This window comes from Bacteroides sp. AF32-8BH, assembly GCF_003435205.1.
GTDB classification, from domain to species: domain Bacteria; phylum Bacteroidota; class Bacteroidia; order Bacteroidales; family Bacteroidaceae; genus Bacteroides; species Bacteroides ovatus.
Genome location: NZ_QVLZ01000004.1, coordinates 65,575 through 90,621, shown reverse-complemented (window position 1 = coordinate 90,621; position 25,047 = coordinate 65,575). Strand labels below are relative to the sequence as shown.

The window sequence follows — 25,047 nt, the reverse complement described above, 5'->3', positions numbered from 1 at the left end:
TCAATTATTTATAAATCAATGTGGATAAATATTCCTCTGCAAACATCTCATTGGCAACTTCCAACAACATCTCTGCTGTTAGCTCTTCTATACGCTTAAAAACAAGCTCGGATGATTCATACTTATGATAATGAAGGAATGTTTTCGCCATCCCTAACGCATTATTCTCAAAGTTATCGGACGCTACTCCGATTTGCCCGATCAACTGCTTTTTCGCTGCCGCCAACTGGGAGGTAGTCATCTTTGTATCACGCATCCGCTTCAATTCCTTATAGGTCAATTTCAGGCAAGTATCCATGTCATCCACATCCGTCCCGAAATAAATACAGAAAGCTCCCGTATCCGTATAGGAAGTCAGATTGGATTCGACATTATAGACCAATCCTCTGCGTTCGCGAAGGGACACATTCAGTTTACTATTCATTCCGGGACCTCCAAGGACATTATTCAGCAGATAGAGTGCAGTACGTTTGTCATCATACGCATTATAGCCACGGCTACCGATCATAACATGCGCCTGATGTGTATCTCTGGCCACTGTCAAATGTTCCGGCACATACAGAGGCGGAGGTGTACGGCGATTCTCTACCTTCACATCAGGAATATCCAACAGGTATTTTTCTACCAGACGGATGATTCTCTTGAACTCGTATTGCCCCTGAACAAAAAACACCATATTTCCCGGTTGGTAAAAACGGCGGGTAAACGATAGAACATCTTCCGTGCGAAAACTCCGCAGAAGTTCCGGTTTACCAAGAATGTTTCTTCCCAATGGATGATTGCGGAAGATCATGTCTTCAAAATCGTCAAATATCAGTTCCGACGGAGTATCTTCATACGACTGGATTTCATCGATAATGACCTCTGTTTCTTTTTCTATCTCATGCTGCGGAAAGGTTGAATGAAATACAATATCCCCCAACAACTCAAGCGCACGTTCCAGATGTTCTTTCAGGAAAGCGGCATAGACGACAGTTTCTTCCTTATTTGTATAAGCATTCAGGTCACCACCCACATTCTCCATCCGGTTGAGGATATGCCAGGCTTTCCGCTTCTCCGTTCCCTTAAAAATCAGATGTTCTACAAAATGGGCCATTCCCTGCTCATTCTCCGCCTCATCACGGGTTCCGGCATCAATCGCAAAACCACAATAAGCTACTTTTGAGAGGGTTGGTTCATGGATAATACGCAGGCCATTTGGCAATGTATATTCGTTACCTTGCATCGTTTTATACTTCCTTATTGAATTAATGCCACAAAAATACAATAAAACTTATTGCTGTTTATAGAAAATTGCAGATATTTGTGGACTATAACAGCAACAACGTATATGGAAAAGATAGGAATATTCTGTTCCGCCTCCGATAACATTGACAAAATGTACTTCGAAAGCGCCAGCCAAATAGGCAAATGGATGGGGCAGACAGGCAAAACCTTGATATATGGAGGAGCCAGCCTCGGATTAATGGAATGCATAGCTCGTGCCGTGAAAGAAAATGGTGGTAAGGTTATTGGAGTAGTTCCTGCCAAACTGGAAGAGAATGGCAAGGTAAGCACTCTGTTAGATGAAGAAATTCATACCCGTAACTTGAGTGACCGCAAAGATATCATAACGGAGAAGTCGGAGGTATTGGTTGCACTCCCCGGAGGCGTCGGTACTCTTGATGAGATTTTCCACGTAATAGCCGCTGCCTCTATCGGATATCACCAAAAGAAGGTCATTTTCTACAATGAACATGGTTTTTACGACGAGCTATTAAAAGCGCTCCACACCCTGGAGGACAAAGGTTTTGCACGACAGCCTTTCTCAACCTATTACGAAGTAGCAAACACATTAAATGAATTAAAAGAAAAAATAAACTGATCCTATATGATAGACTCCATCAAACAACTTTTGCAACAGGAAGCACAAGCTGTGCTCAACATCCCCGTAACAGACGCTTATGAAAAAGCGGTGAAACTGATTGTAGAACAAATACATCAGAAAAAGGGAAAACTGGTAACTTCCGGTATGGGAAAAGCCGGGCAGATTGCTATGAACATTGCTACGACTTTCTGTTCCACCGGTATTCCATCCGTCTTTCTGCATCCCAGCGAGGCGCAACACGGGGATTTGGGTATCTTACAAAAAAACGATCTGCTCCTATTGATCTCTAACTCTGGCAAGACACGTGAGATTGTGGAATTGACCCGCCTGGCCCATAATCTGGACCCGGATCTGAAGTTTATCGTTATCACCGGAAATCCGGATAGTCCGCTGGCAAAAGAATCGGATGTCTGTCTAAGTACCGGCAAGCCTGCAGAAGTCTGTGTGTTAGGGATGACTCCTACTACATCCACTACTGCCATGACAGTGATCGGAGATATATTGGTAGTACAAACCATGAAGGAAACAGGATTTACTATCGCTGAATATTCAAAACGTCACCACGGCGGTTATCTGGGAGAAAAATCAAGATCACTATGCGAAAAGTAATCGGTATCGGAGAGACCATCCTCGATATCATCTTTCGAGGTGACCAGCCTTCCGCCGCCGTACCGGGAGGTTCTGTATTCAACGGTATTGTCTCATTGGGACGAATGGGAATAAACGTCGGCTTCATCAGTGAAACCGGGAATGACCGTGTAGGCAATATTATCCTGCAGTTTATGCGTGAGAATCATATCCCAACCGATCATGTAAATGTATTCCCGGATGGAAAATCACCCGTATCTTTAGCTTTCCTGAACGAGCAGAGTGATGCTGAATATATCTTCTACAAAGACTACCCGAAGCAACGTCTGGATGTTCTGTTTCCGAAACTAGAGGAAGACGACATTGTCATGGTGGGTTCTTATTACGCACTGAATCCGGTTCTGAGGGAGAAGATTCTCGAATTACTAGATCAGGCACGTGAAAAGAAAGCCATCATCTATTATGACCCGAATTTTCGTTCTTCACACAAGAATGAAGCCATGAAACTGGCTCCGACCATTATTGAGAATCTGGAGTATGCGGATATTGTACGCGGTTCTTTAGAGGATTTTCTATATATGTATGGCATGCAGGATATAGACAAAATTTACAAGGATAAAATCAAATTCTACTGTCCCCGGTTCATCTGTACTGCAGGTGCGGAAAAGGTAGCGTTACGCTCTAATCTGGTCAATAAAGATTATCCGATAGAACCATTACAAGCAGTCAGTACCATTGGAGCCGGTGATAACTTCAATGCAGGGCTGATCTACGGATTACTCAAATACGATGTCCGGTACCGCGATCTAAATAACTTGAATGAAGAGATCTGGGATAAAATAATCCAATGCGGAAAAGACTTCGCAGCTGAAGTTTGCCGAAGTTTCAGTAATTCGGTATCGGTGGAGTTTGCACAAAAATACAAGTGATATTACAAATAAGGATTTGGATATAAGTAATTCATCCAGCGAAATCCCTATTTTCATAAAATCCATATTAAGTTAATCTGTCAACCTTAACTTAATATGGATTTCCTTATCTTTGCAAACAACCATATTCAATAAGCAATCTTACTTAATATATGAAAAGATTTATTTTACCTCTATTGATAATCTTTATCTTCATCAGTTTACCAGCAAAAGCAAACGATGAAGTAAAAACATTGTTAAAAGTATTAGATAAATCTCTACAAAACAAAGCTAGTTATACCCAACAAAAGCAAAGACAGATAGACAGCCTGAAAATAATATTAAGACAATCCAGGGATATTCGAAAGAAAGTTGGGACAGCACAGTCTCTTTGTTTTGAGTATTCATCTTTCCAAAAAGATTCCGCTTTAGCCTATGCCATCCACATGAACAGGTTCGCTCAAGAAAGTAATGACAAAGAACTTTTAATTGAAGCTAAACTGGATTATTCAAGAATATTATCTTCGATGGGCTTTTTCAAAGAAGCTCTGGCGATTACCAATTCGATGCAACAAGAGCAACTATCTCCTAGACTCAAAGCCGAATATTTTCTTGGACAGGTCACGATCTACAATCACCAGAAAGCTTTTGCTTCCAACGAGGACGATTCACAAGAAAATGATCTGATAGCACAAATCTATCGCGATTCGCTGCTCCAATGCAAAGAAATCCCAACGAATGTACGAGCTTTTATGACCGCACCAACTCTTCTTTTCCATAAAAAGTATGATGATGCTATTCATATACTGGACAGCACTTATCAAAGTTATACACCCTATTCAAGAAATGCCGGAATCATAGCATATTCTCTGGCATCTGCCTATCAAGGTAAAAATGATCGTGAGAATACGATTAAGTATTTCGCAATGTCCGCCATTTCTGATGTATTAAATGGAGCTAGAGAAAACCTCTCTTTAAAAATATTAGCCAAGCTGATCTTTGAGAGTGGGGACATAGACCGGGCATCTAAATATATGAAAAATGCAATGGAGGACGCTATCCTATGTAATGCGAGAATTAACACCATCGAAGCCTCAGATATGTACCTTTTCATAGATAAGGCATTTCAAGAAAAGGAGAAACATAAATTTATCATCATAACGGCATTGCTCATTGCATTATGCATTGTCTGCATTCTGCTATTCATCCTGTCCGTACAACTGAAAAAACAAAAAGGTAAAGTGGAACAAGCTAATGAGAGTTTGTCTTATCATCTTTACGAAATACAACAAATGAACTCAATATTGGCAGATAACAATAAAATCAAAGAAGAATATGTAGGGCTGTATATGGAACAATATACCAGTTATATCAGTAAAATTGCCAATTTTAAGAAAAGAGCACTCAAAATAGCCAAAAGTGAAGATATAAAGAAAGTAACCTCTTTCCTCCACTCCTCTCTCAATACAGAAGAAGATCTGGCTGAATTTTATAATAACTTCGACAAAGCAATCCTGAATCTCTTTCCGAATTTCGTCGAAGATTTTAACGCATTGCTTTTACCGGAAAATGCAATCATTCCAGGACCCGGCAAACTCTTAACACCCGAATTACGGATCTTCGCACTTATCCGACTGGGAATTACAGACAGTGTGAAAATAGCTCATTTCTTACAGTACTCATTATCGACCATCTATAATTACCGCTCAAAAATGCGGATCAAAGCAAATGGAGACCGGAATGAATTTGAAGAAAAAGTAGCTCGAATCGGACAACAAATCCGGGAATAACAGTGTATTAATCATACAGCATCATTTACATTTATCAGAGACTCTCCGATCAAAAACTCTCTGATTATCAGTAACATACCCCAAACAATCATTTACAATCTGCTCACTCCCCATTTAAAAAGTAACCGAAATAAGGTATTTTTGTAGAGTCACAATAAAACCTGCGAACTCATTCAAATTACTATTTATATAAACACCACTTAAATAAAAAATTATGAACGGCCTATTACTTAATGTTATTTGTGCTTTCACCATTGCAAACGCAAATCCTAACATAGAAAAAGCACAGCAAACTTTGGATGCTCTTTACCAAAACTATGCAGCACCCAACACTTGTCTGTTACGTGAGAATTATCCTTTTGACCAAGACAATAAGGCAACTTATCTGGCATCAGAAGAACAAGCAAAAAGACGCAATGAATATTCCTACCTTTGGCCGTATTCGGGCACGTTCTCTGCGGTAAATGCACTACTGGAGAGCACTGAAAATAAGAAGTATAAAAAACTTTTGGAAAACAAAGTACTACCCGGATTAGAAGAGTATTTCGACACACGAAGGGAACCATGCGCTTACTCATCTTATATCAGCAGCCAACCTCTCTCCGATCGTTTTTATGATGATAACGTCTGGTTAGGTATCGATTTTACCGATTCTTATCGAATGACAGGAAAACAAGCTTATCTGGAGAAAGCTAAACTAATATGGAAGTTTATCCTTAGTGGTAAAGATGACGTACTCGGCGGAGGAGTCTACTGGTGCGAACAAAAGAAGGAATCTAAAAATACTTGTTCTAATGCACCGGGAGCCGTATTCGCTCTCAAACTATTTCAAGCTACTCAAGATGATGCCTATTTAAAAGAAGGAAAAGAGTTATACGAATGGACTAAAAAGAACCTGGAAGACTCAAAAGATCATCTATACTTTGACAACATCTCACTCAACAAGAAAATCGGTCGTGCCAAATTTGCCTATAACAGTGGACAAATGATGCAGGCAGCTGCCCTACTCTATCAAATTACCAAACAGAAAAGTTATCTGGAAGATGCACAAAATATAGCAGAAGCGTGTCACAAGCACTTCTTCACTCAGTTCACCTCTCCAGACGGACAAACATTCCAATTACTGAAAAAAGGAAATATTTGGTTCACAGCCGTTATGCTTAGAGGCTTTATTGAACTTTATCAGATAGACCATAACAAGACTTATCTAACCGATTTCCAGAGAAGTCTTGATTACGCATGGCATCATGCCAGAGATGAACGAGGCTTGTTCCAGACAGATTGGAGCGGCACAGATAAAAACGAGAAAAAATGGCTCTTGACACAAGCTGCTTTCATAGAAATGTATGGAAGACTAGGCGGAATCAATTTGCAATAATCACTTTTAATAACCCTCTTAAAAACAATAGAGATATGAAGAAAAGAAATATCGGAATATGTATCATCACGACCACCCTATTAATGGGAGGTCCTGCCAAAGCTACAGAACTTATCCTGGCTAAGGATCATACCAATGTGGTCAATCAAGCAGCTGAAATTGCCGCTTATAAAAGTAATCGTCCACCCGTAAACAAGCGTCTTTTTACATCAAAAGCCGTGGAAGCAGAAATCATCAGGGTGAAAAAGCTACTTACTAATCAAAAATTGGCATGGATGTTCGAGAATTGTTTTCCAAATACCCTTGAGACAACAGTTCATTACCGTACAACAGACGGTAAGCCTGATACTTTCGTCTACACAGGAGATATCCATGCCATGTGGTTACGTGACTCAGGAGCACAGGTTTGGCCTTATATACAATTAGCGAATAAAGACCCGGAATTGAAGAAAATGCTCGAAGGAGTGATACGCAGACAATTTAAATGTATAAATATCGATCCATACGCCAATGCTTTCAATGATGGGGCTGTGGGAGGAGATTGGATGTCCGACCTGACCGATATGAAACCGGAACTGCACGAACGTAAATGGGAAATAGATTCTTTATGTTATCCATTACGTCTGGCCTATCAATATTGGAAAGAAACCGGTGATGCAAGCATCTTTGATAATGAATGGATACAGGCCATCGCCAACATACTGACAACTTTCAAGGAACAACAGCGCAAAGAGGGAGTGGGTCCCTATAAATTCCAGCGTAAGACAGAACGCGCACTCGACACATTAAACAATAACGGTCTAGGTGCTCCTGTAAATCCTGTCGGACTCATTGTTTCAGCTTTCCGTCCGTCTGACGATGCAACCACTTTACAGTTCCTCGTACCGTCTAATTTCTTCGCTGTTTCTTCTCTAAAGAAAGCTGCGGAAATTCTGAATGTTGTAAACAAAAACACCAGTCTGGCGAAACAGTGCACAGATTTGGCACAAGAAGTAGAAACCGCATTAAAAGAATATGCAACTTACAATCATCCTAAATATGGTACAATCTATGCTTTTGAAGTAGACGGATTCGGAAATCATCTCTTAATGGACGACGCCAACGTACCAAGCCTGCTGGCAATGCCTTATCTGGGAGATGTAGACATCAACGATCCTATTTATCAAAACACACGTCGTTTTGTATGGAGCAAAGACAACCCCTACTTCTTCAAAGGAAAGGCAGGAGAAGGTATTGGAGGACCTCACATCGGTTATGATATGATATGGCCTATGAGTATCATGATGAAGGCATTCACCAGTCAGGACGACCAGGAAATTAAGTCTTGCATAAAAATGCTGATGGATACAGATGCAGGAACAGGATTCATGCACGAATCTTTCCATAAGGATGACCCTAAAAACTTCACACGCGCCTGGTTTGCATGGCAAAACACCTTATTTGGTGAGCTCATTTTAAAGTTGGTCAACGAAGGAAAAATAGATCTATTGAACAATATTCAATAAAGCAAACTTAGATTACTTCTCATTCAGGGCGCTCTTCTATAACGAAGAAGCGCCCTTTTTTAACACGTAAATTACTATTAACTTTGGCTAATTATAGCAAAGGAATTACCACATCTTCGGGTAATTCTTATCTTTGCAGTATACGATTCAAGACAAAGAAACTATGTATAGAAACCTGTTAAGCTGGCTTACTGTTTTATTAGTGCTCCCATCATGTTCTGGCACATCACCTGCTATATCTGTGGTATGTGAAGAAAATAACGTAGGAAACTGTATTATCAAATGGGAAACAGCACCGGTATTAAAAGGACAGGTAAAAGTATACACCTCTACTTCTCCTGAAGCTATTCCGGAAGATTCTCCCATTGCAATGGCAAACATTTCCAGTGGTAAAATGACAATCGTAACCAACGATCCGTCTCAACGTTATTACTACTTGATGGTATTTAATAACAAATACCGGGTTAAAGTGGCCACCCGCAACATTAACATCCCCGGCATACAGAATTTCCGTGATTTAGGAGGATATGAATCTGCCAGTACTGGCAAATCTCTTCGCTGGGGAATGATATACCGTTCCGCACAAATAGACAGCATTCCTCCCTGCTCACGCCAGGAACTTAAGAATATGGGGATACGGACAATCATAGACTTACGTTCTGAAAATGAACGCCACAACTACCCGCAATTGCATGATGATGAATTTAATATCATACATATCCCTATTCTCACAGGGAACATGGAAGAAATTCTGCAAGGAATTCAGGAAGAGAAGATAAAAAGTGACACTATTTATCGTTTGGTAGAACAAATGAATCGGGAATTAGTTATAAACTACCAAAAGGAATTCAAAAAGCTGTTCACCGTCCTTCTCGACCGTACTCATTATCCGGTTGTGATTCATTGTACATCCGGGAAAGGGCGTACAGGGGTCGTTTCCGCCTTATTGCTTGCCGCTCTTGGAGTCAACGAAGACGTCATTATGGAAGACTATCGTTTGAGTAATGACTATTTTAATATTCCCAAAGCTTCTCAATATGCATATAAGTTATCGGTCAATTCGCAAGAAGCCATTACAACCATCTACTCTGCAAAAGAAGATTTCCTGAACGCTGCCAAAGAACAGATTGAGGCTGAATACGGGAGCGTACAGACCTATCTGAAAAAGGGAATCGGACTTTCTGCAGAAGAAATTGAACAGTTACGCAGCATCTTACTAACTGATAATTAATAGTTGATAAGTGATAAAATAGGGTGGCGTCTATAATAATTATCTACTATCAATCATTCATTATCAACTAAATTAACTATCTTTGCAGCCGAAATAAAAGATATACAGAGATTTAATGAAGACATTTGAAGAGCTTGGCGTTTCTCCGGAGATACGTAGAGCAATTGAAGAAATGGGATACGAGAATCCCATGCCGGTACAAGAAGAAGTGATTCCGTACCTTTTAGGAGAAAATAATGATGTAGTAGCTCTTGCACAGACAGGAACAGGTAAAACAGCCGCATTCGGTTTGCCCTTGCTCCAACAAGTTGACGTAAAAAACAGAATTCCACAATCGCTTATCCTCTGCCCTACCCGCGAGCTCTGTCTCCAGATAGCAGGAGATTTGAACGACTATTCCAAATACATTGATGGACTAAAAGTATTACCTGTATATGGTGGTTCTTCTATTGACAGCCAGATACGCAGCCTCAAACGAGGAGTACACATCATTGTAGCTACACCCGGACGCCTGTTGGACCTGATGGAACGCAAAACCGTTTCCTTGTCTACCATCCACAATGTAGTAATGGATGAAGCGGACGAAATGCTTAATATGGGGTTCACAGAAAGCATCAACGCCATTCTGGCTGATGTACCGCAGGAACGTAACACTCTATTGTTTTCCGCAACAATGAGTCCGGAAATCGCACGCATTTCCAAAAATTACCTGCGCAATGCGAAAGAAATCACTATTGGCCGTAAGAATGAAAGTACCAACAACGTTAAACACGTTGTTTATACCGTACAGGCTAAAGACAAATACGAAGCTTTAAAGCGTATCGTCGATTACTACCCACAAATATACGGTATCATTTTCTGCCGTACCCGTAAAGAGACTCAGGAAATTGCAGACAAATTAATGCAAGAAGGCTACAATGCCGATTCTTTGCATGGTGAGCTTTCTCAAGCACAACGGGATGCTGTTATGCAGAAATTCCGCATCCGCAACTTGCAACTGCTCGTGGCAACTGACGTGGCTGCCCGCGGACTTGATGTAGACGATCTGACGCATGTTATCAATTACGGATTACCAGACGATACAGAGAGTTATACACATCGCAGCGGACGTACAGGACGTGCCGGAAAAACAGGAACTTCCATTGCCATCATCAACCTCCGTGAAAAAGGAAAGATGAGAGAAATTGAACGGATTATCAGCAAAAAATTCATTGTCGGAGAAATGCCAACAGCAGCAGGAATCTGTCAGAAGCAGCTGATTAAGGTTATTGATGATCTCGAAAAAGTAAAAGTAAACGAGGAAGAGATTGCTGACTTTATGCCGGAAATCTATCGTAAACTGGAATGGTTGAGCAAAGAGGACCTGATTAAACGAATGGTTTCTCACGAATTCAACCGTTTCGCCGAGTATTATCGCAACCGTGCAGAAATAGAAGTACCGACTGACATCAGAGGAGAACGTACCGGACGGGGTGACCGCAAAGAAGGTGGTTTCGAAAAAAGAAGCCGCCAAGCTGCACCGGGCTTTAACCGCCTGTTTATCAATTTGGGTAAAACAGACAGTTTCTTCCCTAGCGATCTTATCGGACTACTAAATAGTAACACAAGAGGACGTATCGAGTTGGGACGTATTGACCTAATGCAGAACTATTCTTTCTTTGAAGTGCCGGAAAAGGAAGCGACAAATGTAATCAAGGCGCTGAATAGGGCTAAATGGAACGGACGCAAGGTAGTTGTTGAGATTGCCGGTGCCGGTGAAGAAAACGGAAAAGGACGTGAAAACGGTTCAAATGAGCGCAAGGGAGGTAAACGATTCGGCGGCAAAAGCGACGAACGTGCACCGCGCTATGAAAATAAGGATAGAAAACCGAAAGATGCTTCTGCAAAAGACTCAAAGTCAACAAAAAAAGATAAGCCTAGTCGTGCTGAGCGAGGATACTCTGATGCTCGCGGTCCGAAAAAGAAAGATGACTGGCAGGAGTTTTTTAAAGATAAAGAACCTGACTTCAGCGAAGAAGGATGGGCACGTAGAAAACCTAAGAAGAAATAAATATGAAGCAAGCATAATCCGTAGATTTGTACATTATTAGTCAGAGGTCTTTATGTTACAACTAATTACCATCTTGACATTCTAATGAGAAGGAACAACATTATCCCTATTCTATCTTATTGAAAAAAGACAACTGTTCATACAGAATCTACTTTTGTGTTTCTAATAAACTTTCTTATCGTTTTTAATAAACGGTATTCCTATTTATTAAAAACGATAAGAAGTATATCTACTGCAAACAATTCAATTTTATACAACAAAAAAGGTTGCAAACTCATCAAAAGTCTGCAACCTTTAGTATATAATAAATTTCCTCTTCTTCTAAAGAGAGGTAAATCGTCGGCAACTCTGTTCTAATATTATACTATTCATACACATAATTTCCAATCAATAAGTTTCTTTTCTGATCACAAAGATACAAAATAAAAAGTCGTTTGTCAAGTTCTTATTTCAAAACACTCCATCTATTAGTTATAAAGCAGCTATACAAAAGCACGAAATTGGGACAAACCTCTCTATTGTAACGTGATCTATCCATTCTGCGATTATAGCAAAGGAGTGCAGTGGCCCAATGTCATCCAGCCTCGTCCGGCAGATTATACTTTCGCTTCCATGCCCAATCCGATAGGTAGCTATCGGAAGGATTTCACTCTGCCCGATTCATGGAAGGGGAGAGATATATTCATCCGTTTCAATGGTGTAGAAGCAGTTTTTTACATCTGGGTAAACAGCAACCAGGATTACCAATCGAAAGACATTCAATAAACAGCTCTCTTTATAGGTAATTCCAAGATATGTTTTCCTGCTTCCAAATTTACTGCACGCTCTCCTTTCACATTGTCGGGTGCATAAAAGGTAGCAGTGCTATTTGCCGGAACAGTTACATGATAGACAATACGGTTCTTTTTACGTTCCCATTTAGAGCAGATTTCCCCATAAGGTGATTGATATCTGGCTTCGAACTCATTTAATCCACTGGGGAAATTAGGCCGAAGAAGAATATGTTTGAATCCGGGATTTTCGGGGTCAGGGAAGATCCCACCTAATCCTTTATAGAACCATCCGCCAATTTCACCGAACATCATGTGATTGTCCGATATGTCACGTGTGGCATTCAAATCCCAGTTCTCCAGTAATGTGGTAGCACCATTGGCAATCCAGCAGCCCCATGATGGATAAGTGTCTTGTGCAGCTAATTTATAAGCCGTTTCAGCTTCACCGTTCTCACTTAACGCATTCAATATAGCTTTTGCCCCCAACACACCTACATCCAAATGAAAGCCGGCTGCTTCCACCTGTTTTGCCAGATTCCGGGCTACTTTTCTCTTCAACTCTTCGGGAACAATGCCCCATTGCAAAGGAACGCTTTGTTCCGTCTGAACGCCGCTACCATAAATGCCCGTTTCTCTATTCAGAAACTTGTCATTAATCGCGTTCTTTATCTTATTGGCAAGAGCAGAATAATATTTATAGTCTTCCGTTTTATTAAACATCTTTGCGGCATTGGCAAGTATTTTGGTGTCCACATAGAAATAGACAGAAGAGGTCAGTTCCTTGGAAGAATGTGATTTAACAGGCACCCAGTCTCCTCTTCCCCATGAGGTCAATCCGGTCGGACTGGTGCGATCCACATAGTCTACATACCGCCTTATATTTTCATAACAGTCTGCCAACAGTTTATGATCGCCATAAAACATATAAATGTTCCATGGAATAATAGCGATAGTGCTTGTCCAATCCAGTCCATTATCCGTGCCATATCCCCAGCCTCCTGTAGGAATTATATCGGGAAGTACACCATTGGGCTGTTGCTCGTCTCTATGGTCGGCAAGCCATTTCTCATAAACAGTGATACCGTCATAATTGTATAATGCCGTTTCAATAGCAAAATGACCGTCGCCTGTCCATCCGTTCTTTTCACGCTGGGGGCAGTCGGTAGGATACCCCATCAAGTTGGACAAATAGGCATTATTTGTTGCCCACCAAAGACGGTTGATAAGTGCGTTCGAAGTATGAATCGTCCCTTTCTGCGGAACATCACTATGCACAAAGTAGGCAGTCAGACTATTCTCATTCAATACAAGGGGGTTAGTGCTTGTTACTTCCACGTATCTGAAACCTTTATAATTGAATCGTGCCATAAATTCATCCTCTCCCTTTCCACTCAAAACGAGGATGTCCGTTTGAAAAGGATCGGAGTTGTCTACCGGGCGGTGATACACATCAATATTTGACGTATTCACTCGTCCGTTGTCATACAACCGCTCACCATGTTTCAGTCTCACTACAGTTCCCTCTTCCCCGGACACTTTAATGCGGGTGACTCCTGCCATATTGCGGGCAAAATCGAATACATACGTTGTGTCATTAAGTTTCTTCCAGGTTTTTACGGGGATCGTTTCTACTGCACGAATCGGCTGCACTTGTTGTGACACCACATTCTGTGAAGGAACAGCCCTATATCCTACTCCATTCCATTTAGAATCGTCAAAGTTCACGGTATTCCAGCCTTTCTGTTCCAAACGGGCGTCGTAATGCTCGGCTGTATAAATGCTATTAAAGATCAATGCGCCGGATGAAGTTTTCCAGTCCCGCTCCGTAGAAACGACTTCAACAGAACCATCCTCATAAGTAATCCGCACATCCATACAGAAAGCAGGACGGTTACGCCAAGGTGCACGATGAAAGTCCCACACGGCCATTGACTGATGATTATACCATCCATTGCCCAGCAACACACCAATCGCATTTTTCCCTTTCTGTATTTGGGAAGTAATATCATAAGTAACGTAGAAATTACGCCTGTCAAACCGGGTATATAACGGGTCCAGCCGGTGGTTTCCAATCTTCTCACCATTGATATACAGTTCATACAAACCTGCTACGGCAATATATGCCCTTGCCGACCATATCTTCTTTCGTGCATCAAACACTTTCCGGAAATAGGGAGCAGGACGGTAATTAATATCTTTGTTATCGCTAATCCAAGCCCCTTGCCAGTATTCCATCCCCATCATGCCCGTTTCGAAACTATTAATATCCGAAGAAGATTTCACTCCATCCTTATCCCATACATTCACTCTCCAATAATACTTGGTAAAAGGACGAAGTTCCTGTCCGGAATAGGTAATCAGAATCTGTTCGGAGTCCTTTTTGCCCGAATCCCAGATAGTTCCCTTCCCTGCAATCAATTCAAGAGAGTCTTTGTCTACGATGACTTGACAGGCTGTTTGCCGTGCTCCTTTTCGAGCATCATTCAGCATCCATGATAACCGGGGAGCAGGATTATCTATTCCCAAGGGATTCACCAAATAATCACAAACCAGATTCACTGGTTTACAGCTGCCTGACTCTTGTGAAAATGCTGCTTGCAGCATTAAAAATAGTAATCCCGGTAATAGTGTCAATCGTTTCATTTTATCCAAAAATTAGTTTGTATTTTCTTTCAATCGGATGCCATATTTACATCGCGTGCTAATTTACGAAAAATATTGTATGGACGCTTTATCTACTTGCCTCAAAAAAGCTATATCTTTGCGGCCCGAATATATACTTGACTATGAATAAAGTTAATGGTTTACTATATGGGCTGCTTTCATCGGCTTCTTTTGGACTTATCCCTCTATTTACCATTCCTGCCATGCAAGCAGGGATGCAATTTGAATCGATACTTTTCTATCGTTTCCTGTTTGCCTGTCTGGCGTTAGGCGGAATCTTATTGGTGAATGGTCAATCATTTCGCATCAAGAGGCAGGACATTCCTTCCCTGTTTCTTCTTGCGCTTCTTTATTTAATGTCTGCCGTATTCCTGTTCTGGGGATATAAGTTTATGGCTAGCGGAGTTGCCACCACTATTCATTTCATGTATCCGGTGCTTACCACGTTAATCATGATGCTCTTCTTTAAAGAAAAGAAGTCCGGCTGGCGGATCGCTGCCATTGCATCCGCAGTGGCAGGAGTTTATTTCTTATCCGGCGGAGATACAAAAACGGGGAGCTTTTCTTTCCTGGGACTTTTCATTGTTCTTCTGTCGGCACTCGGATATGCGCTTTATCTCGTCACAATGAGCCAATTAAAGATTGGACAGATGAAAGGGCTACTGCTTACTTTCTATGTATTCCTATTCGGAGGTATTCTCCTTTTTATCGGAACGGAAACCATCAGCCAGCTTCAACCCATCAGCGAATGGCATACTGCCGGCAACTTGATTCTATTAGCTTTAATCCCTACCGTAGTTTCTAATCTTGCTCTAGTAAGAGCCGTAAAAAGCATCGGCTCCACACTCACCTCTGTGTTGGGAGCTATGGAGCCGGTAACTGCTGTATGTGTAGGTATCTTTCTTTTCGGGGAAGCCTTCACCACAAGCATTGGTGTAGGTATTGCACTGATTATCGCTGCCGTAATCGTTATTATATTAAAACGATAAAAAATGCGGTTTCATCGGAATATTTACTTCATCGACCCATTTTTAATTCCTGAATAAGATGGGCTGCCTTACCGTATTTCTCTATGATAAAGAGCATATACCGCACATCTACCCCGATGCAACGCTGCAAATCTGGTTCGAATACGATATCACTGCTCATTGCTTCCCAGTTGCCATCAAAAGCCAAGCCTAGTAATTCTCCTTTGGCATTAAACATGGCACTGCCGGAATTACCGCCTGTAATGTCATTGTTGGAGATAAAACAAACATTCATATCTCCCTGCGCATTGGCATATCTTCCAAAATCACCGGAAGAAAGCAAACTCAACAACTCCGGCTGAACGGCAAAGTCAATATCACCCGCATGTTCCTTCACTTTCTCAAAAATGCCTTTCACGGTTGTGTAATAATCATAAGTGGCCCCATCAAAAGGAGTATATCCTCCAACCGTTCCGAAACTAAGCCGCATGGTAGAGTTGGCATCCGGATAAAAATTACGATCAGCATACATACGGCGCATGGCTGCATTGAATAAACGCTCCCCCTCCTCTATCTGCTCGGAAGCCTCGGAAATGCTTTGATTCATCTCATAATACTTCACAATCAAATCCAGACTCAAGGAAACAGCCGGATCCTCTATGAGATTATATGTAGTATCTCGCTCCAGAAAACGTTTTAAGCCCTTAGGAGACGTTATATTGGAAGTTGCATACAAAGAGTCTACATAGGTCTGAATATTCCCGTTGTAGAGCGTATCTATCTTCTCATACATAGCAGGCAGAAACTTTTTATCCACTTTCGACTGATACTCTTTGAGCATGGCAGCAAAAACCTCCTTATCAATGGAAAGATCGAGATTATCATACTTCTCCAGTAACTTTTTCATGCGGGTTATCACCAACTTCTCTTCCGCCTCAAAGTCGAAATTGAGAATTTCAAGAGCGAGCTGCACTAACTCGGGACCATTTATAAACGATTCACCGAAATAAGCCAACGCACGATTGGTTTCACGGCGATTACTATAACTCAACTCTAAAGAAGAAAATAAACGAATCAGTTTCTCTCTCTCTTCCGGATGAGACTGAATCCAGTTACGAAGCTCTGCTTCAGCCACCCGCTTCTTTTCCAACACTTTCAAATGCTTGATGGCTTTATTCGTTCCGATGCTATTCTTCCAATAATTGGAGCTTTCATCGTATTTTGAAGCATACTTAATGCGAATATCCGGACGACGGTCCATCTCCCGTTTCCAGATGGTTTGTTTCACTCCCCGTACATCAATCATTGCCTGATTGATTCCATTCATCATCTCTTCGATACCATACGAGGAAAGGTAACGTTCCGTACTGCCCGGATAGCCAAGCGTCATGCAGAAAGAACCTTCTTTGTATCCATCCAAAGAAATGGGTGCTACATATTCGGGATGATAAGGGACGTTTTCAGGAGAATAATCCGCCGGACCATTCTTGGCATTAGCATAGATACGAAATACGCTGAAATCGCCCGTATGACGCGGCCACATCCAATTATCCGTATCCCATCCGAACTTCCCGACAGAAGAAGGAGGTGCAAAAACCAGGCGGACATCATTATAATCACGATAAACAGATAGCCAGAATTCATTCCCTGCATAATAAGCATCTACAATACCAGTCAATGTAGAATCCTTTTCGGAGACTTCCATACTGATTACATTCATAATCGAATCAACAGCTACACGGCGTTCTGTTTCCGTTTTAGCATGCCGGGCGGCAGACAATACGCGTTTAGTAACATCTTCCGTACGAAGCAGGAAACGAACATACAACTCCGGATTCGGCAGTTCTTCCTCAAGACTACGTGCAAAGAAGCCATCTTTCAGGTAATCATGCTCCACTGAAGAATGTTGCTGAATACTGCTAAAGCCACAATGATGATTGGTAAACACCAGACCGTCTTCGGAAACCACCACTCCTGAACAGAAGCCTCCAAAACTGACAACAGCATCTGCCAGACATGGTTTCTTCGGATCATATATTTTATTCACAGGCATCTGCAAACCAAGTTCTTTCATTACCCGGTCAGTCTGTTTATTCTTTCGGAGATTTCCCAACAACCACATTCCCTCATCGGCAAATACATTCGACAGACAGAGAGAAAAGACTATCAAGACGGTTAGTCTGAACTTCATATTATTATTTTTAGATTCATTATTCTGTAATCAGCCTCAACTTCTTCGTTCCTACGCGGGCTTTCAGCCATTCGCTGATTTTCTCTTTTTCAGCAACAGACGGATGTCTGGCGAATTTAAGGACAGCCAATGTTACCGTATCCGTCTTCATCGAATCGACCCGCACTTCGAGCGAGTGAGCGATGGAAAGAGTTGTGATGGAAGGATAAAGTACCTTCAATTCGGGTACTAATGTACGACTCATAGCATCGTACGTTCTGTATTGCTCCAGTGTTGTCTCCAGTTGGGAAATTTTCACCGCCTGTTGTTGAAGCCGTTGCTCACTGTTTTTATAGAAGTCTTCCATGACCATGGCACGGATAGAAGATACATCTACCGCCTCATTGTTCATCCCCTGTAATACAATCAGTTTCGTATCTTCCAGCTTATACTCTTTCAACTTGCTACGAGCAATAGATATCGAAGCGTCAGGCACTTCAGGACCAATCAAAACAACCCGTACTTCTTTATGGTCATAGCTAATTTTCTTATCAAGTACCTGCGTATTCTCAAAGCTCAACTGATCGTTTATAAAACGATTGGCTGCTGCTTCATAGAAAGTGCTCTTTATAATTCCAAATGTCAGATAAACTGCAGGGCACATGGTAAGCACTACAATCAGAACAATGTATTTACGTACGGTCTTCTCACGGGTTTTATCCACAAACTCTTTCCGTTGGAAATGCATCACACGAACACCGAGGAAAGTAGCCAGGCTGATAAAAACAGAGTTGATAAAGTAAAGATAAAAAGCACCCAGGAAATAAATGAGATTACCGGAAGCCAGTCCGTAACCTGCCGTACAAAGCGGCGGCATCAATGCAGTAGCAATGGCAACACCTGGAATCACATTTCCTTTTTCCTTGGTAGAGAGAGCCACGACACCTGCCAAACCACCAAAAAGCGCGATGAATACATCATAAATAGTGGGCGATGTACGTGCCAGCAACTCTGACTGTGAACCGGCAATAGGGGCAAGAAGGAAAAAGATTGTTGCCGTAGTCACACTGAAAGCAGTCGTTATGAGAAAGCTCTTCAAAGAGCGTTTCATTAATTCAAAGTCATTCAGTCCGACAGACAGTCCTACTCCCATAATAGGTCCCATCAATGGAGAAATCAACATGGCACCGATAATAACGGCAGTGGAGTTCACATTCAATCCGAGTGATGCCATGAATATGGCAAAGATCAGAATCCATAAATTGGCACCTTTGAACTCTACCCCCTTACGGATAGAATCCACTGTGGCCAGTTCGTTATCCTTATCTTTCCTCAAGTCCAGATATTCTCCCAGAAAGGACTTGATAGCAAACTTATTACGTTCATCTGTCTTCATAGTTATTTCTTCTTTATAAATCGATTAATAACAGGAATCTGACTCAATGGTAAATCCTTCTTGATAATATAAGCTATAAATAGCAATAAGAGTACGGTACGGAAAGCGAGACGGAGCACTATATTAGGGATAGGAACCTGCTCTCCAATAATGTAAAGTACCGCTGCCAGCAGAACATAAAGTCCCAGGCTCTTCAAGTCATAATGAATCGGGTATTCTTTCTGTCCTATCCAGTAGGATAGCAGCAAGATGACTGCATAGCCTGCAACAGAAGCCCATGCCGAAGCAAGATAACCGTAAACCGGCACAAACAGGATGTTCAATACGACAATAATAACACAACCAATCACCGAGAAGTAGGCTCCCCAATAGGTCTTATCCGTCAGTTTATACCAAAAGGAAAGGTTGAAATAGATCCCTTTACAGATCTCTGCAAGCATTACAATAGCTACTACCCCCAGGCCTTCCCAGTAACCCCTTGCCACCAGATAACGCAGCAAGTCGAGGTAGAACATGACAGCAAGGAAAGCCAGCAAGGAAAATATAAGAAAATACTTCATCGCAGCGGCATACATCTTCCGGTTGTCTCCTTCTCGGTCTTTGCCAAAGACAAACGGTTCGTAAGCATAACGGAAAGCTTGCGTAAACATTGCCATCACCATCGCAATCTTACTGGTTGCTGCATAGATACCCAATTGCACCAACCCTTCCTGCCGGTCTTCAAAAAGAAACGGATAGATCATCTTATCCACAGTCTGATTTAGAATACCTACCAAACCTAAGATTAATACCGGGAAAGAATATACGACCATTCGTTTCAGCAATACCTTGTCCAACTTATAAGCAAAACCTGTCAGTTCCGGAATAAAGAAGAACATCTGGACAACCGAAATAATCAGGTTGCTAATAAAGATATATCCCACTAAATAATCCGGATCATAAAACCAGGAGATCGTTGACGGACAATGTACATTCAGCCACGGGCACACCAATAGGAAAAATAAATTCAAACCGATGCCACCAACGATAGAGAGCAGTTTAATAGCAGCAAACTTAATAGGCCGCTTTTTATACCGTAAATAGGCAAAAGGAATGCATTGGAAAGAGTCTAAAGCTACCACAACAGCCATCATCGCTATAAACTCCGGATGATCGCCATAATCCAGTAAATTGGAAATAGGTTGCAGGAATAACAAGCAAAGGAAAACAAAAATCAAAGATACCCCTCCTACCGATAACAAGGAGTTGGCATATACTTTCATCGGGTCTTCTCCCGATTTGTTGGCAAAACGGAAGAATCCCGTTTCCATACCGAACGTAAGCAGTACAAGCATCAGGGCTGTAAACGCATATACGTTTGAAACAACTCCATAACCTCCGGTGGAAGCTGGCAATACCGCTGTGTACAAAGGCACCAGCATGTAGTTAAGGAACCGTCCGACAATACTACTTAACCCATAAATTGCCGTATCTTTAGCTAATGATTTTAGTCCAGCCATGTTTTATTAGTGATTATCATTCAGATTGGTTCAACGTTTCTTCTTTTGTTTGAACAACCAATCCATAAATCCGGGATAATTGAAAGCCGGATTCCAGCTCCCATGATTACAACCGGGGAATTCAATATATTCCACATCTGCACCGGCAGCTTTCAGTGCTTTATACGCTTCGCGAGAACCTTTCACCGGAACTACATCGTCCGCATCTCCGTGAAAGATACGAAATTTCACATCCTTGGCAACCGATAGCCGACTTGGATTGACTGTACCGCAAATAGGAACTGCAGCTGCAAAAATCTCCGGATAACGCACGACTAAATCATACGTTCCCATCGCTCCCATTGAAAGACCGATAATATAAACCCGTTGTGTGTCCACTTCGGGCATTACCAGATAAGAGTCGAGCAACTGTTTAAGCGTTTGCAATATAGGACTGATCTCTTGTCCCACTGGCATTTCTGTAGGGATAAGCGACTTCGGACGTCCTGTATAAGCCCAGTAACCGTCTGTCGGACACTGTGGAATTAGAACGAAAGCGGGATACTTCTCTTGATTGACCGGATTAAGAAACATCTGTCCACCATGAGTCAACTGTTTCTCATTATCATTTCCCCGTTCGCCGGCTCCATGCAGAAACAGTACGAGCGGATACTTTTCACCTGGCTTCACCGATTCGGGATGAATCATCCGATAAGGTAAAGAGTCTCCTTTAGAAGAGACAAAAATATCCCTCCCATATTCCTGTTGAGCCGATAAAGACAAGCTCAAAAAGAGAAAAACAAGTAAAGTAGTCCATTGCTTCATCATCCAACTATGCTTTATAAAGTTCTTTTATACCGTTAATACCACTTGTCACATGACGCTTTATGTTAGTCATTAAACAGCGTTTTCTGACTGTTATAAAGACTTCTTCCCAAATGTTTATAGGCAAGTTCGGTCACCTCACGTCCACGGGGAGTACGCTTCATAAATCCTTCTTTTATCAGGAAAGGTTCGTAAACTTCCTCAATGGTTCCCGCATCTTCTCCCAAAGCCGTGGCAATGGTAGTGATACCTACCGGACCACCTTTAAATTTGTCTATAATGGTGCAAAGTATCTTGTTGTCTATCTCATCCAGGCCGTACTTATCAATATTCAGTGCTTCCAATGCAAACTGGGCGATCTCCGTATCGATAGAACCGGAGCCTTTCACCTGCGCAAAATCACGTACCCGACGGAGCAAGGCATTGGCAATACGGGGCGTTCCGCGGCTACGGGAAGCGATCTCCGATGCTGCACGTACCGAACAAGGCACATCCAGTATGGACGCAGAACGACGAATGATATTGCTCAAAATATCATCATCATAGTACTCCAAATGAAGATTAATACCGAAACGTGCACGAAGCGGGGCCGTCAGCAGACCGCTACGTGTGGTTGCACCAACCAGCGTGAAAGGATTCAAATCTATCTGGATGCTGCGTGCCGAAGGTCCCTTATCGATCATAATATCGATGCGGTAATCTTCCATCGCCGAATAAAGATATTCCTCCACCACAGGCGACAGCCGATGAATTTCATCAATAAAAAGCACGTCGTTCGGTTCGAGGCTGGTCAATACACCTGCCAGGTCACCCGGTTTATCAAGTACCGGACCGGAAGTTACTTTAAAGCCAACTCCTAATTCGTTAGCGATAATATTCGAAAGAGTTGTTTTTCCTAATCCGGGAGGGCCGTGCAACAGCACATGGTCGAGTGCTTCGCCACGCAGACGTGCCGCCTTCACAAAAATGCGAAGGTTTTCCACCACCTTGTCCTGCCCGCTAAAGTCTTCAAAGCTTAACGGACGGAGTGCATTCTCGAAATCCCGTTCTTTTGAAGTAAGCTGATGTTCGCGTATGTTAAAATCTTCCTGTTCCATTTATTTCTTGAAAGTAGGAGACAAAGATAGAGATTTACATTCATTTTCAGTATAAGAAAGACGAAGATTTAGTTTATTTGAAACGTAATAACTACTTTTGCACTATCTATATACACGTTATCAACTATGGTTCTAAATTACATTTGGATAGGATTTTTCGTCATAGCCTTTATCATCGCTCTTATAAAAGTGATTGTTTTGGGAGATACGGGGATATTTACGGCTATCATGAACTCTACATTCGACTCCTCCAAAACGGCATTCGAGATATCGCTAGGACTTACGGGTGTACTGGCCCTTTGGTTGGGCATCATGAAAATCGGCGAGAACAGCGGATTGATTAATGCGCTGGCCCACTTTCTTAGTCCGGTGCTTTGCCGCCTGTTTCCGGACATTCCTAAAGGGCATCCGGTGTTAGGCTCCATCTTTATGAATATGTCTGCCAACATGCTCGGTTTGGACAATGCCGCCACCCCGCTGGGACTGAAAGCGATGAAAGAACTGCAAGAACTGAATCCGAATAAGGATACGGCTTCCAATCCGATGATTATGTTTTTGGTGATTAATACATCCGGCCTTATCATCATTCCAATCAGTATCATGGTGTATCGTGCACAAATGGGGGCTGCACAGCCTACGGATGTATTTATCCCTATCCTGCTAAGTACTTTCATTTCAACTTTAGTAGGAGTCATAGCAGTCAGTATCGCTCAAAAGATAAACTTAATCAATAAGCCTATTCTCATTTTAATGGGTGTTATCTGTCTTTTCTTTTCGGGATTGATTTATCTGTTTCTAAGCGTTTCACGAGAGGATATGGGTACTTATTCTACATTGATAGCGAATATTCTGCTGTTCAGTGTCATTATCCTGTTTATTCTGACGGGAGTCAGGAAAAAAATCAATGTATACGATTCGTTTGTAGAGGGAGCTAAAGAAGGATTTACGACAGCTGTACGTATCATACCCTATCTGGTTGCTTTCCTTGTAGGAATCGCCGTGTTCCGCACTTCGGGAGCTATGGATTTTCTAGTGGGAGGCATTGGCTACATAGTAGGCTCATGCGGAGTTGATACAAGCTTTGTAGGGGCACTGCCTACTGCATTGATGAAATCGCTTAGCGGTAGCGGTGCCAACGGATTGATGATTGATACGATGAAAGAACTGGGACCGGATTCGTTTGTAGGGCGTATGAGTTGCGTAGTACGCGGAGCTTCAGATACCACATTCTACATTCTGGCCGTTTATTTCGGCAGTGTAGGAATTACCAAAACTCGTAATGCAGTGACTTGCGGTCTGATAGCTGACTTTTCGGGTATCATAGCCGCTATCTTAATCAGTTATTTATTTTTCTTTTAAATCATAACATTCAACTATGGCTGTAACTTATCAAACAGAAGGCGTAAAAATGCCTGATATCAAGAAACGTGAGACTACGGAATGGATAAAGACCGTAGCTGCTTCTTACGGAAAAAGACTCGGTGAAATCGCTTATATCTTCTGCTCGGACGAAAAAATTCTGGAGGTAAACCGTCAGTATCTGCAACATGACTACTACACGGACATTATTACTTTCGATTATTGTGAAGGCGATCGTCTATCAGGTGACTTATTCATCAGCCTGGATACGATACGCACCAATGCGGAACAGTTTGGTGCTTCATACGAAGACGAACTACATCGTGTGATTATCCACGGAATTCTTCATTTGTGCGGCATTAATGATAAAGGTCCCGGAGAACGGGAAGTTATGGAAGCAGCTGAGAATAAGGCATTGGGGATGTTGCGATAAGCGCTCATTGCTTTCAATTCGTACACTGCTTTTCAATTCGCCTTTCATAAAAAAGAAACCCCGGCGTAATCACTACGCCGAGGCACTCCATTAGCTTATGCTAATTAACACTAAATTATTAAGAGAGAGATTTAGTCAATTTATTAATAGTTTGGAGTTACTTCACTTCAGGAGTAACCAGTTCCTTAATTGATTTTGTATTTAGGTACAGGAAAGCCAAACGAGGAGTTCCTTCGTTCACTATCAACTGCAATGAATCCGATGTCAGGTAGCCGATACGCTCACGAGTTTTGTACACCTCAACCTTTCCATCATCTTCCTTGCTGAATCCTTCCACAATCAGATAACCATTATCCACTTTCCACGTTTTCAAATCTAAAGACGGAATATTGATAGCAGAACACTTACCACCTTTCTTGAACTCAAATCCTTTCAACTCACCCGTAGACTTGTATGTATAAGGATTGCACCATTTTCCGATAATCTGTTTTTCTACTTTCTTCTGTCCGTAGCTTAAAGCGAAACAAGACAGAGCCATAGCCGTAATCAATAATTTTTTCATCTTAA

Annotated in this window: 20 protein-coding genes; 12 read left to right on the top strand and 8 right to left on the bottom strand. The window is 41.8% G+C overall.

All coding sequences use genetic code 11. From position 1 onward, the window contains the following. Positions 1–4: 4 nt before the first annotated feature. Positions 5–1,225 carry a M16 family metallopeptidase gene (locus DWZ47_RS04290; protein ID WP_004302992.1) on the bottom strand — a complete coding sequence of 407 codons (1,221 nt, stop codon included), beginning with the start codon at positions 1,223–1,225 and terminating at the stop codon, positions 5–7. Positions 1,226–1,330: 105 nt separating this feature from the next. On the opposite strand from DWZ47_RS04290, the gene DWZ47_RS04285 reads away from it, so the two are divergent. The 9 genes from DWZ47_RS04285 to DWZ47_RS04245 all read left to right on the top strand — a co-directional run bounded on the left by DWZ47_RS04285 (position 1,331) and on the right by DWZ47_RS04245 (position 12,082). Further along, positions 1,331–1,864 (top strand): TIGR00730 family Rossman fold protein, encoded by a 534-nt coding sequence (locus DWZ47_RS04285; RefSeq protein ID WP_004302991.1) that lies wholly within the window; start codon positions 1,331–1,333, stop codon positions 1,862–1,864. A gap of 6 nt (positions 1,865–1,870) precedes the next feature. Continuing rightward, on the top strand, positions 1,871–2,476 hold the full coding sequence (locus tag DWZ47_RS04280; protein WP_004298060.1) for an SIS domain-containing protein: 606 nt from the start codon (positions 1,871–1,873) through the stop codon (positions 2,474–2,476). Next, positions 2,464–3,384 (top strand): carbohydrate kinase family protein, encoded by a 921-nt coding sequence (locus tag DWZ47_RS04275; RefSeq protein WP_074558860.1) that lies wholly within the window; start codon positions 2,464–2,466, stop codon positions 3,382–3,384. The genes DWZ47_RS04280 and DWZ47_RS04275 overlap by 13 nt, the downstream gene beginning before the upstream one ends. 152 nt (positions 3,385–3,536) lie before the next feature. Beyond that, complete coding sequence (locus tag DWZ47_RS04270; RefSeq protein ID WP_117512372.1) at positions 3,537–5,153, top strand: DUF6377 domain-containing protein; 1,617 nt, start codon at positions 3,537–3,539, stop codon at positions 5,151–5,153. 214 nt (positions 5,154–5,367) lie between these two features. Next, complete coding sequence (locus DWZ47_RS04265) at positions 5,368–6,531, top strand: glycoside hydrolase family 76 protein (RefSeq protein WP_004302988.1); 1,164 nt, start codon at positions 5,368–5,370, stop codon at positions 6,529–6,531. A 35-nt stretch (positions 6,532–6,566) separates the two neighbouring features. Next, entirely contained in the window at positions 6,567–8,036 is a 1,470-nt protein-coding gene (locus DWZ47_RS04260) for a glycoside hydrolase family 125 protein (RefSeq protein WP_074638950.1), read from the top strand. A 163-nt stretch (positions 8,037–8,199) separates the two neighbouring features. After that, on the top strand, positions 8,200–9,267 hold the full coding sequence (locus DWZ47_RS04255) for a tyrosine-protein phosphatase (protein ID WP_117512417.1): 1,068 nt from the start codon (positions 8,200–8,202) through the stop codon (positions 9,265–9,267). 115 nt (positions 9,268–9,382) lie between these two features. Further along, positions 9,383–11,317 (top strand): DEAD/DEAH box helicase, encoded by a 1,935-nt coding sequence (locus DWZ47_RS04250; protein WP_008648935.1) that lies wholly within the window; start codon positions 9,383–9,385, stop codon positions 11,315–11,317. Positions 11,318–11,875: 558 nt separating this feature from the next. Continuing rightward, positions 11,876–12,082 carry a sugar-binding domain-containing protein gene (locus tag DWZ47_RS04245; RefSeq protein ID WP_117512416.1) on the top strand — a complete coding sequence of 69 codons (207 nt, stop codon included), beginning with the start codon at positions 11,876–11,878 and terminating at the stop codon, positions 12,080–12,082. Here the strand turns inward: DWZ47_RS04245 and DWZ47_RS04240 are convergent. Next, a complete protein-coding gene (locus DWZ47_RS04240; protein ID WP_032856234.1) occupies positions 12,076–14,733 on the bottom strand; it encodes a glycoside hydrolase family 78 protein in 2,658 nt (885 codons plus the stop codon). The genes DWZ47_RS04245 and DWZ47_RS04240 overlap by 7 nt on opposite strands. A 143-nt stretch (positions 14,734–14,876) precedes the next feature. Between DWZ47_RS04240 and DWZ47_RS04235 the strand changes: the two genes are divergently transcribed. Next, complete coding sequence (locus tag DWZ47_RS04235) at positions 14,877–15,743, top strand: DMT family transporter (RefSeq protein ID WP_004302970.1); 867 nt, start codon at positions 14,877–14,879, stop codon at positions 15,741–15,743. A 28-nt stretch (positions 15,744–15,771) separates the two neighbouring features. Here the strand turns inward: DWZ47_RS04235 and DWZ47_RS04230 are convergent, their stop codons facing one another. The 5 genes from DWZ47_RS04230 to ruvB all read right to left on the bottom strand — a co-directional run bounded on the left by DWZ47_RS04230 (position 15,772) and on the right by ruvB (position 22,688). Continuing rightward, positions 15,772–17,913: a S46 family peptidase gene (locus tag DWZ47_RS04230; RefSeq protein WP_004311915.1), complete on the bottom strand. Its 2,142-nt coding sequence runs from the start codon at positions 17,911–17,913 to the stop codon at positions 15,772–15,774. A 19-nt stretch (positions 17,914–17,932) separates the two neighbouring features. Beyond that, positions 17,933–19,288 carry a TIGR00341 family protein gene (locus tag DWZ47_RS04225; protein WP_004298044.1) on the bottom strand — a complete coding sequence of 452 codons (1,356 nt, stop codon included), beginning with the start codon at positions 19,286–19,288 and terminating at the stop codon, positions 17,933–17,935. Positions 19,289–19,290: 2 nt separating this feature from the next. Continuing rightward, positions 19,291–20,787 carry a polysaccharide biosynthesis C-terminal domain-containing protein gene (locus DWZ47_RS04220; protein WP_117512371.1) on the bottom strand — a complete coding sequence of 499 codons (1,497 nt, stop codon included), beginning with the start codon at positions 20,785–20,787 and terminating at the stop codon, positions 19,291–19,293. Between the two features lie 30 nt (positions 20,788–20,817). Next, complete coding sequence (locus tag DWZ47_RS04215; protein WP_004298042.1) at positions 20,818–21,594, bottom strand: dienelactone hydrolase family protein; 777 nt, start codon at positions 21,592–21,594, stop codon at positions 20,818–20,820. Positions 21,595–21,656: 62 nt separating this feature from the next. Then, positions 21,657–22,688 carry a Holliday junction branch migration DNA helicase RuvB gene (gene ruvB, locus DWZ47_RS04210; protein WP_004298040.1) on the bottom strand — a complete coding sequence of 344 codons (1,032 nt, stop codon included), beginning with the start codon at positions 22,686–22,688 and terminating at the stop codon, positions 21,657–21,659. Between the two features lie 126 nt (positions 22,689–22,814). Here ruvB and DWZ47_RS04205 point away from each other — a divergent pair, with 126 nt between their 5' ends. Both DWZ47_RS04205 and ybeY read left to right on the top strand, forming a co-directional pair. Then, positions 22,815–24,047, top strand: coding sequence for a nucleoside recognition domain-containing protein (locus DWZ47_RS04205; RefSeq protein WP_004298038.1), 1,233 nt, complete (start codon positions 22,815–22,817; stop codon positions 24,045–24,047). A 16-nt stretch (positions 24,048–24,063) separates the two neighbouring features. Next, positions 24,064–24,480 carry an rRNA maturation RNase YbeY gene (ybeY, locus tag DWZ47_RS04200; RefSeq protein WP_004298035.1) on the top strand — a complete coding sequence of 139 codons (417 nt, stop codon included), beginning with the start codon at positions 24,064–24,066 and terminating at the stop codon, positions 24,478–24,480. A gap of 157 nt (positions 24,481–24,637) precedes the next feature. Here the strand turns inward: ybeY and DWZ47_RS04195 are convergent, their stop codons facing one another. After that, positions 24,638–25,042 carry a lipocalin family protein gene (locus DWZ47_RS04195; RefSeq protein WP_004298034.1) on the bottom strand — a complete coding sequence of 135 codons (405 nt, stop codon included), beginning with the start codon at positions 25,040–25,042 and terminating at the stop codon, positions 24,638–24,640. Between the last annotated feature and the right edge of the window lie 5 nt (positions 25,043–25,047).

Bases quoted from the DNA above. Each gene is read 5' to 3' on its own strand.
- DWZ47_RS04290 (WP_004302992.1), bottom strand. From the start codon at position 1,225: ATGCAAGGTAACGAATATACATTGCCAAATGGCCTGCGTATTATCCAT.
- DWZ47_RS04285 (WP_004302991.1), top strand. From the start codon at position 1,331: ATGGAAAAGATAGGAATATTCTGTTCCGCCTCCGATAACATTGACAAA.
- DWZ47_RS04280 (WP_004298060.1), top strand. From the start codon at position 1,871: ATGATAGACTCCATCAAACAACTTTTGCAACAGGAAGCACAAGCTGTG.
- DWZ47_RS04275 (WP_074558860.1), top strand. From the start codon at position 2,464: ATGCGAAAAGTAATCGGTATCGGAGAGACCATCCTCGATATCATCTTT.
- DWZ47_RS04270 (WP_117512372.1), top strand. From the start codon at position 3,537: ATGAAAAGATTTATTTTACCTCTATTGATAATCTTTATCTTCATCAGT.
- DWZ47_RS04265 (WP_004302988.1), top strand. From the start codon at position 5,368: ATGAACGGCCTATTACTTAATGTTATTTGTGCTTTCACCATTGCAAAC.
- DWZ47_RS04260 (WP_074638950.1), top strand. From the start codon at position 6,567: ATGAAGAAAAGAAATATCGGAATATGTATCATCACGACCACCCTATTA.
- DWZ47_RS04255 (WP_117512417.1), top strand. From the start codon at position 8,200: ATGTATAGAAACCTGTTAAGCTGGCTTACTGTTTTATTAGTGCTCCCA.
- DWZ47_RS04250 (WP_008648935.1), top strand. From the start codon at position 9,383: ATGAAGACATTTGAAGAGCTTGGCGTTTCTCCGGAGATACGTAGAGCA.
- DWZ47_RS04240 (WP_032856234.1), bottom strand. From the start codon at position 14,733: ATGAAACGATTGACACTATTACCGGGATTACTATTTTTAATGCTGCAA.
- DWZ47_RS04235 (WP_004302970.1), top strand. From the start codon at position 14,877: ATGAATAAAGTTAATGGTTTACTATATGGGCTGCTTTCATCGGCTTCT.
- DWZ47_RS04230 (WP_004311915.1), bottom strand. From the start codon at position 17,913: ATGAAGTTCAGACTAACCGTCTTGATAGTCTTTTCTCTCTGTCTGTCG.
- DWZ47_RS04225 (WP_004298044.1), bottom strand. From the start codon at position 19,288: ATGAAGACAGATGAACGTAATAAGTTTGCTATCAAGTCCTTTCTGGGA.
- DWZ47_RS04220 (WP_117512371.1), bottom strand. From the start codon at position 20,787: ATGGCTGGACTAAAATCATTAGCTAAAGATACGGCAATTTATGGGTTA.
- DWZ47_RS04215 (WP_004298042.1), bottom strand. From the start codon at position 21,594: ATGATGAAGCAATGGACTACTTTACTTGTTTTTCTCTTTTTGAGCTTG.
- ruvB (WP_004298040.1), bottom strand. From the start codon at position 22,688: ATGGAACAGGAAGATTTTAACATACGCGAACATCAGCTTACTTCAAAA.
- DWZ47_RS04205 (WP_004298038.1), top strand. From the start codon at position 22,815: ATGGTTCTAAATTACATTTGGATAGGATTTTTCGTCATAGCCTTTATC.
- ybeY (WP_004298035.1), top strand. From the start codon at position 24,064: ATGGCTGTAACTTATCAAACAGAAGGCGTAAAAATGCCTGATATCAAG.
- DWZ47_RS04195 (WP_004298034.1), bottom strand. From the start codon at position 25,042: ATGAAAAAATTATTGATTACGGCTATGGCTCTGTCTTGTTTCGCTTTA.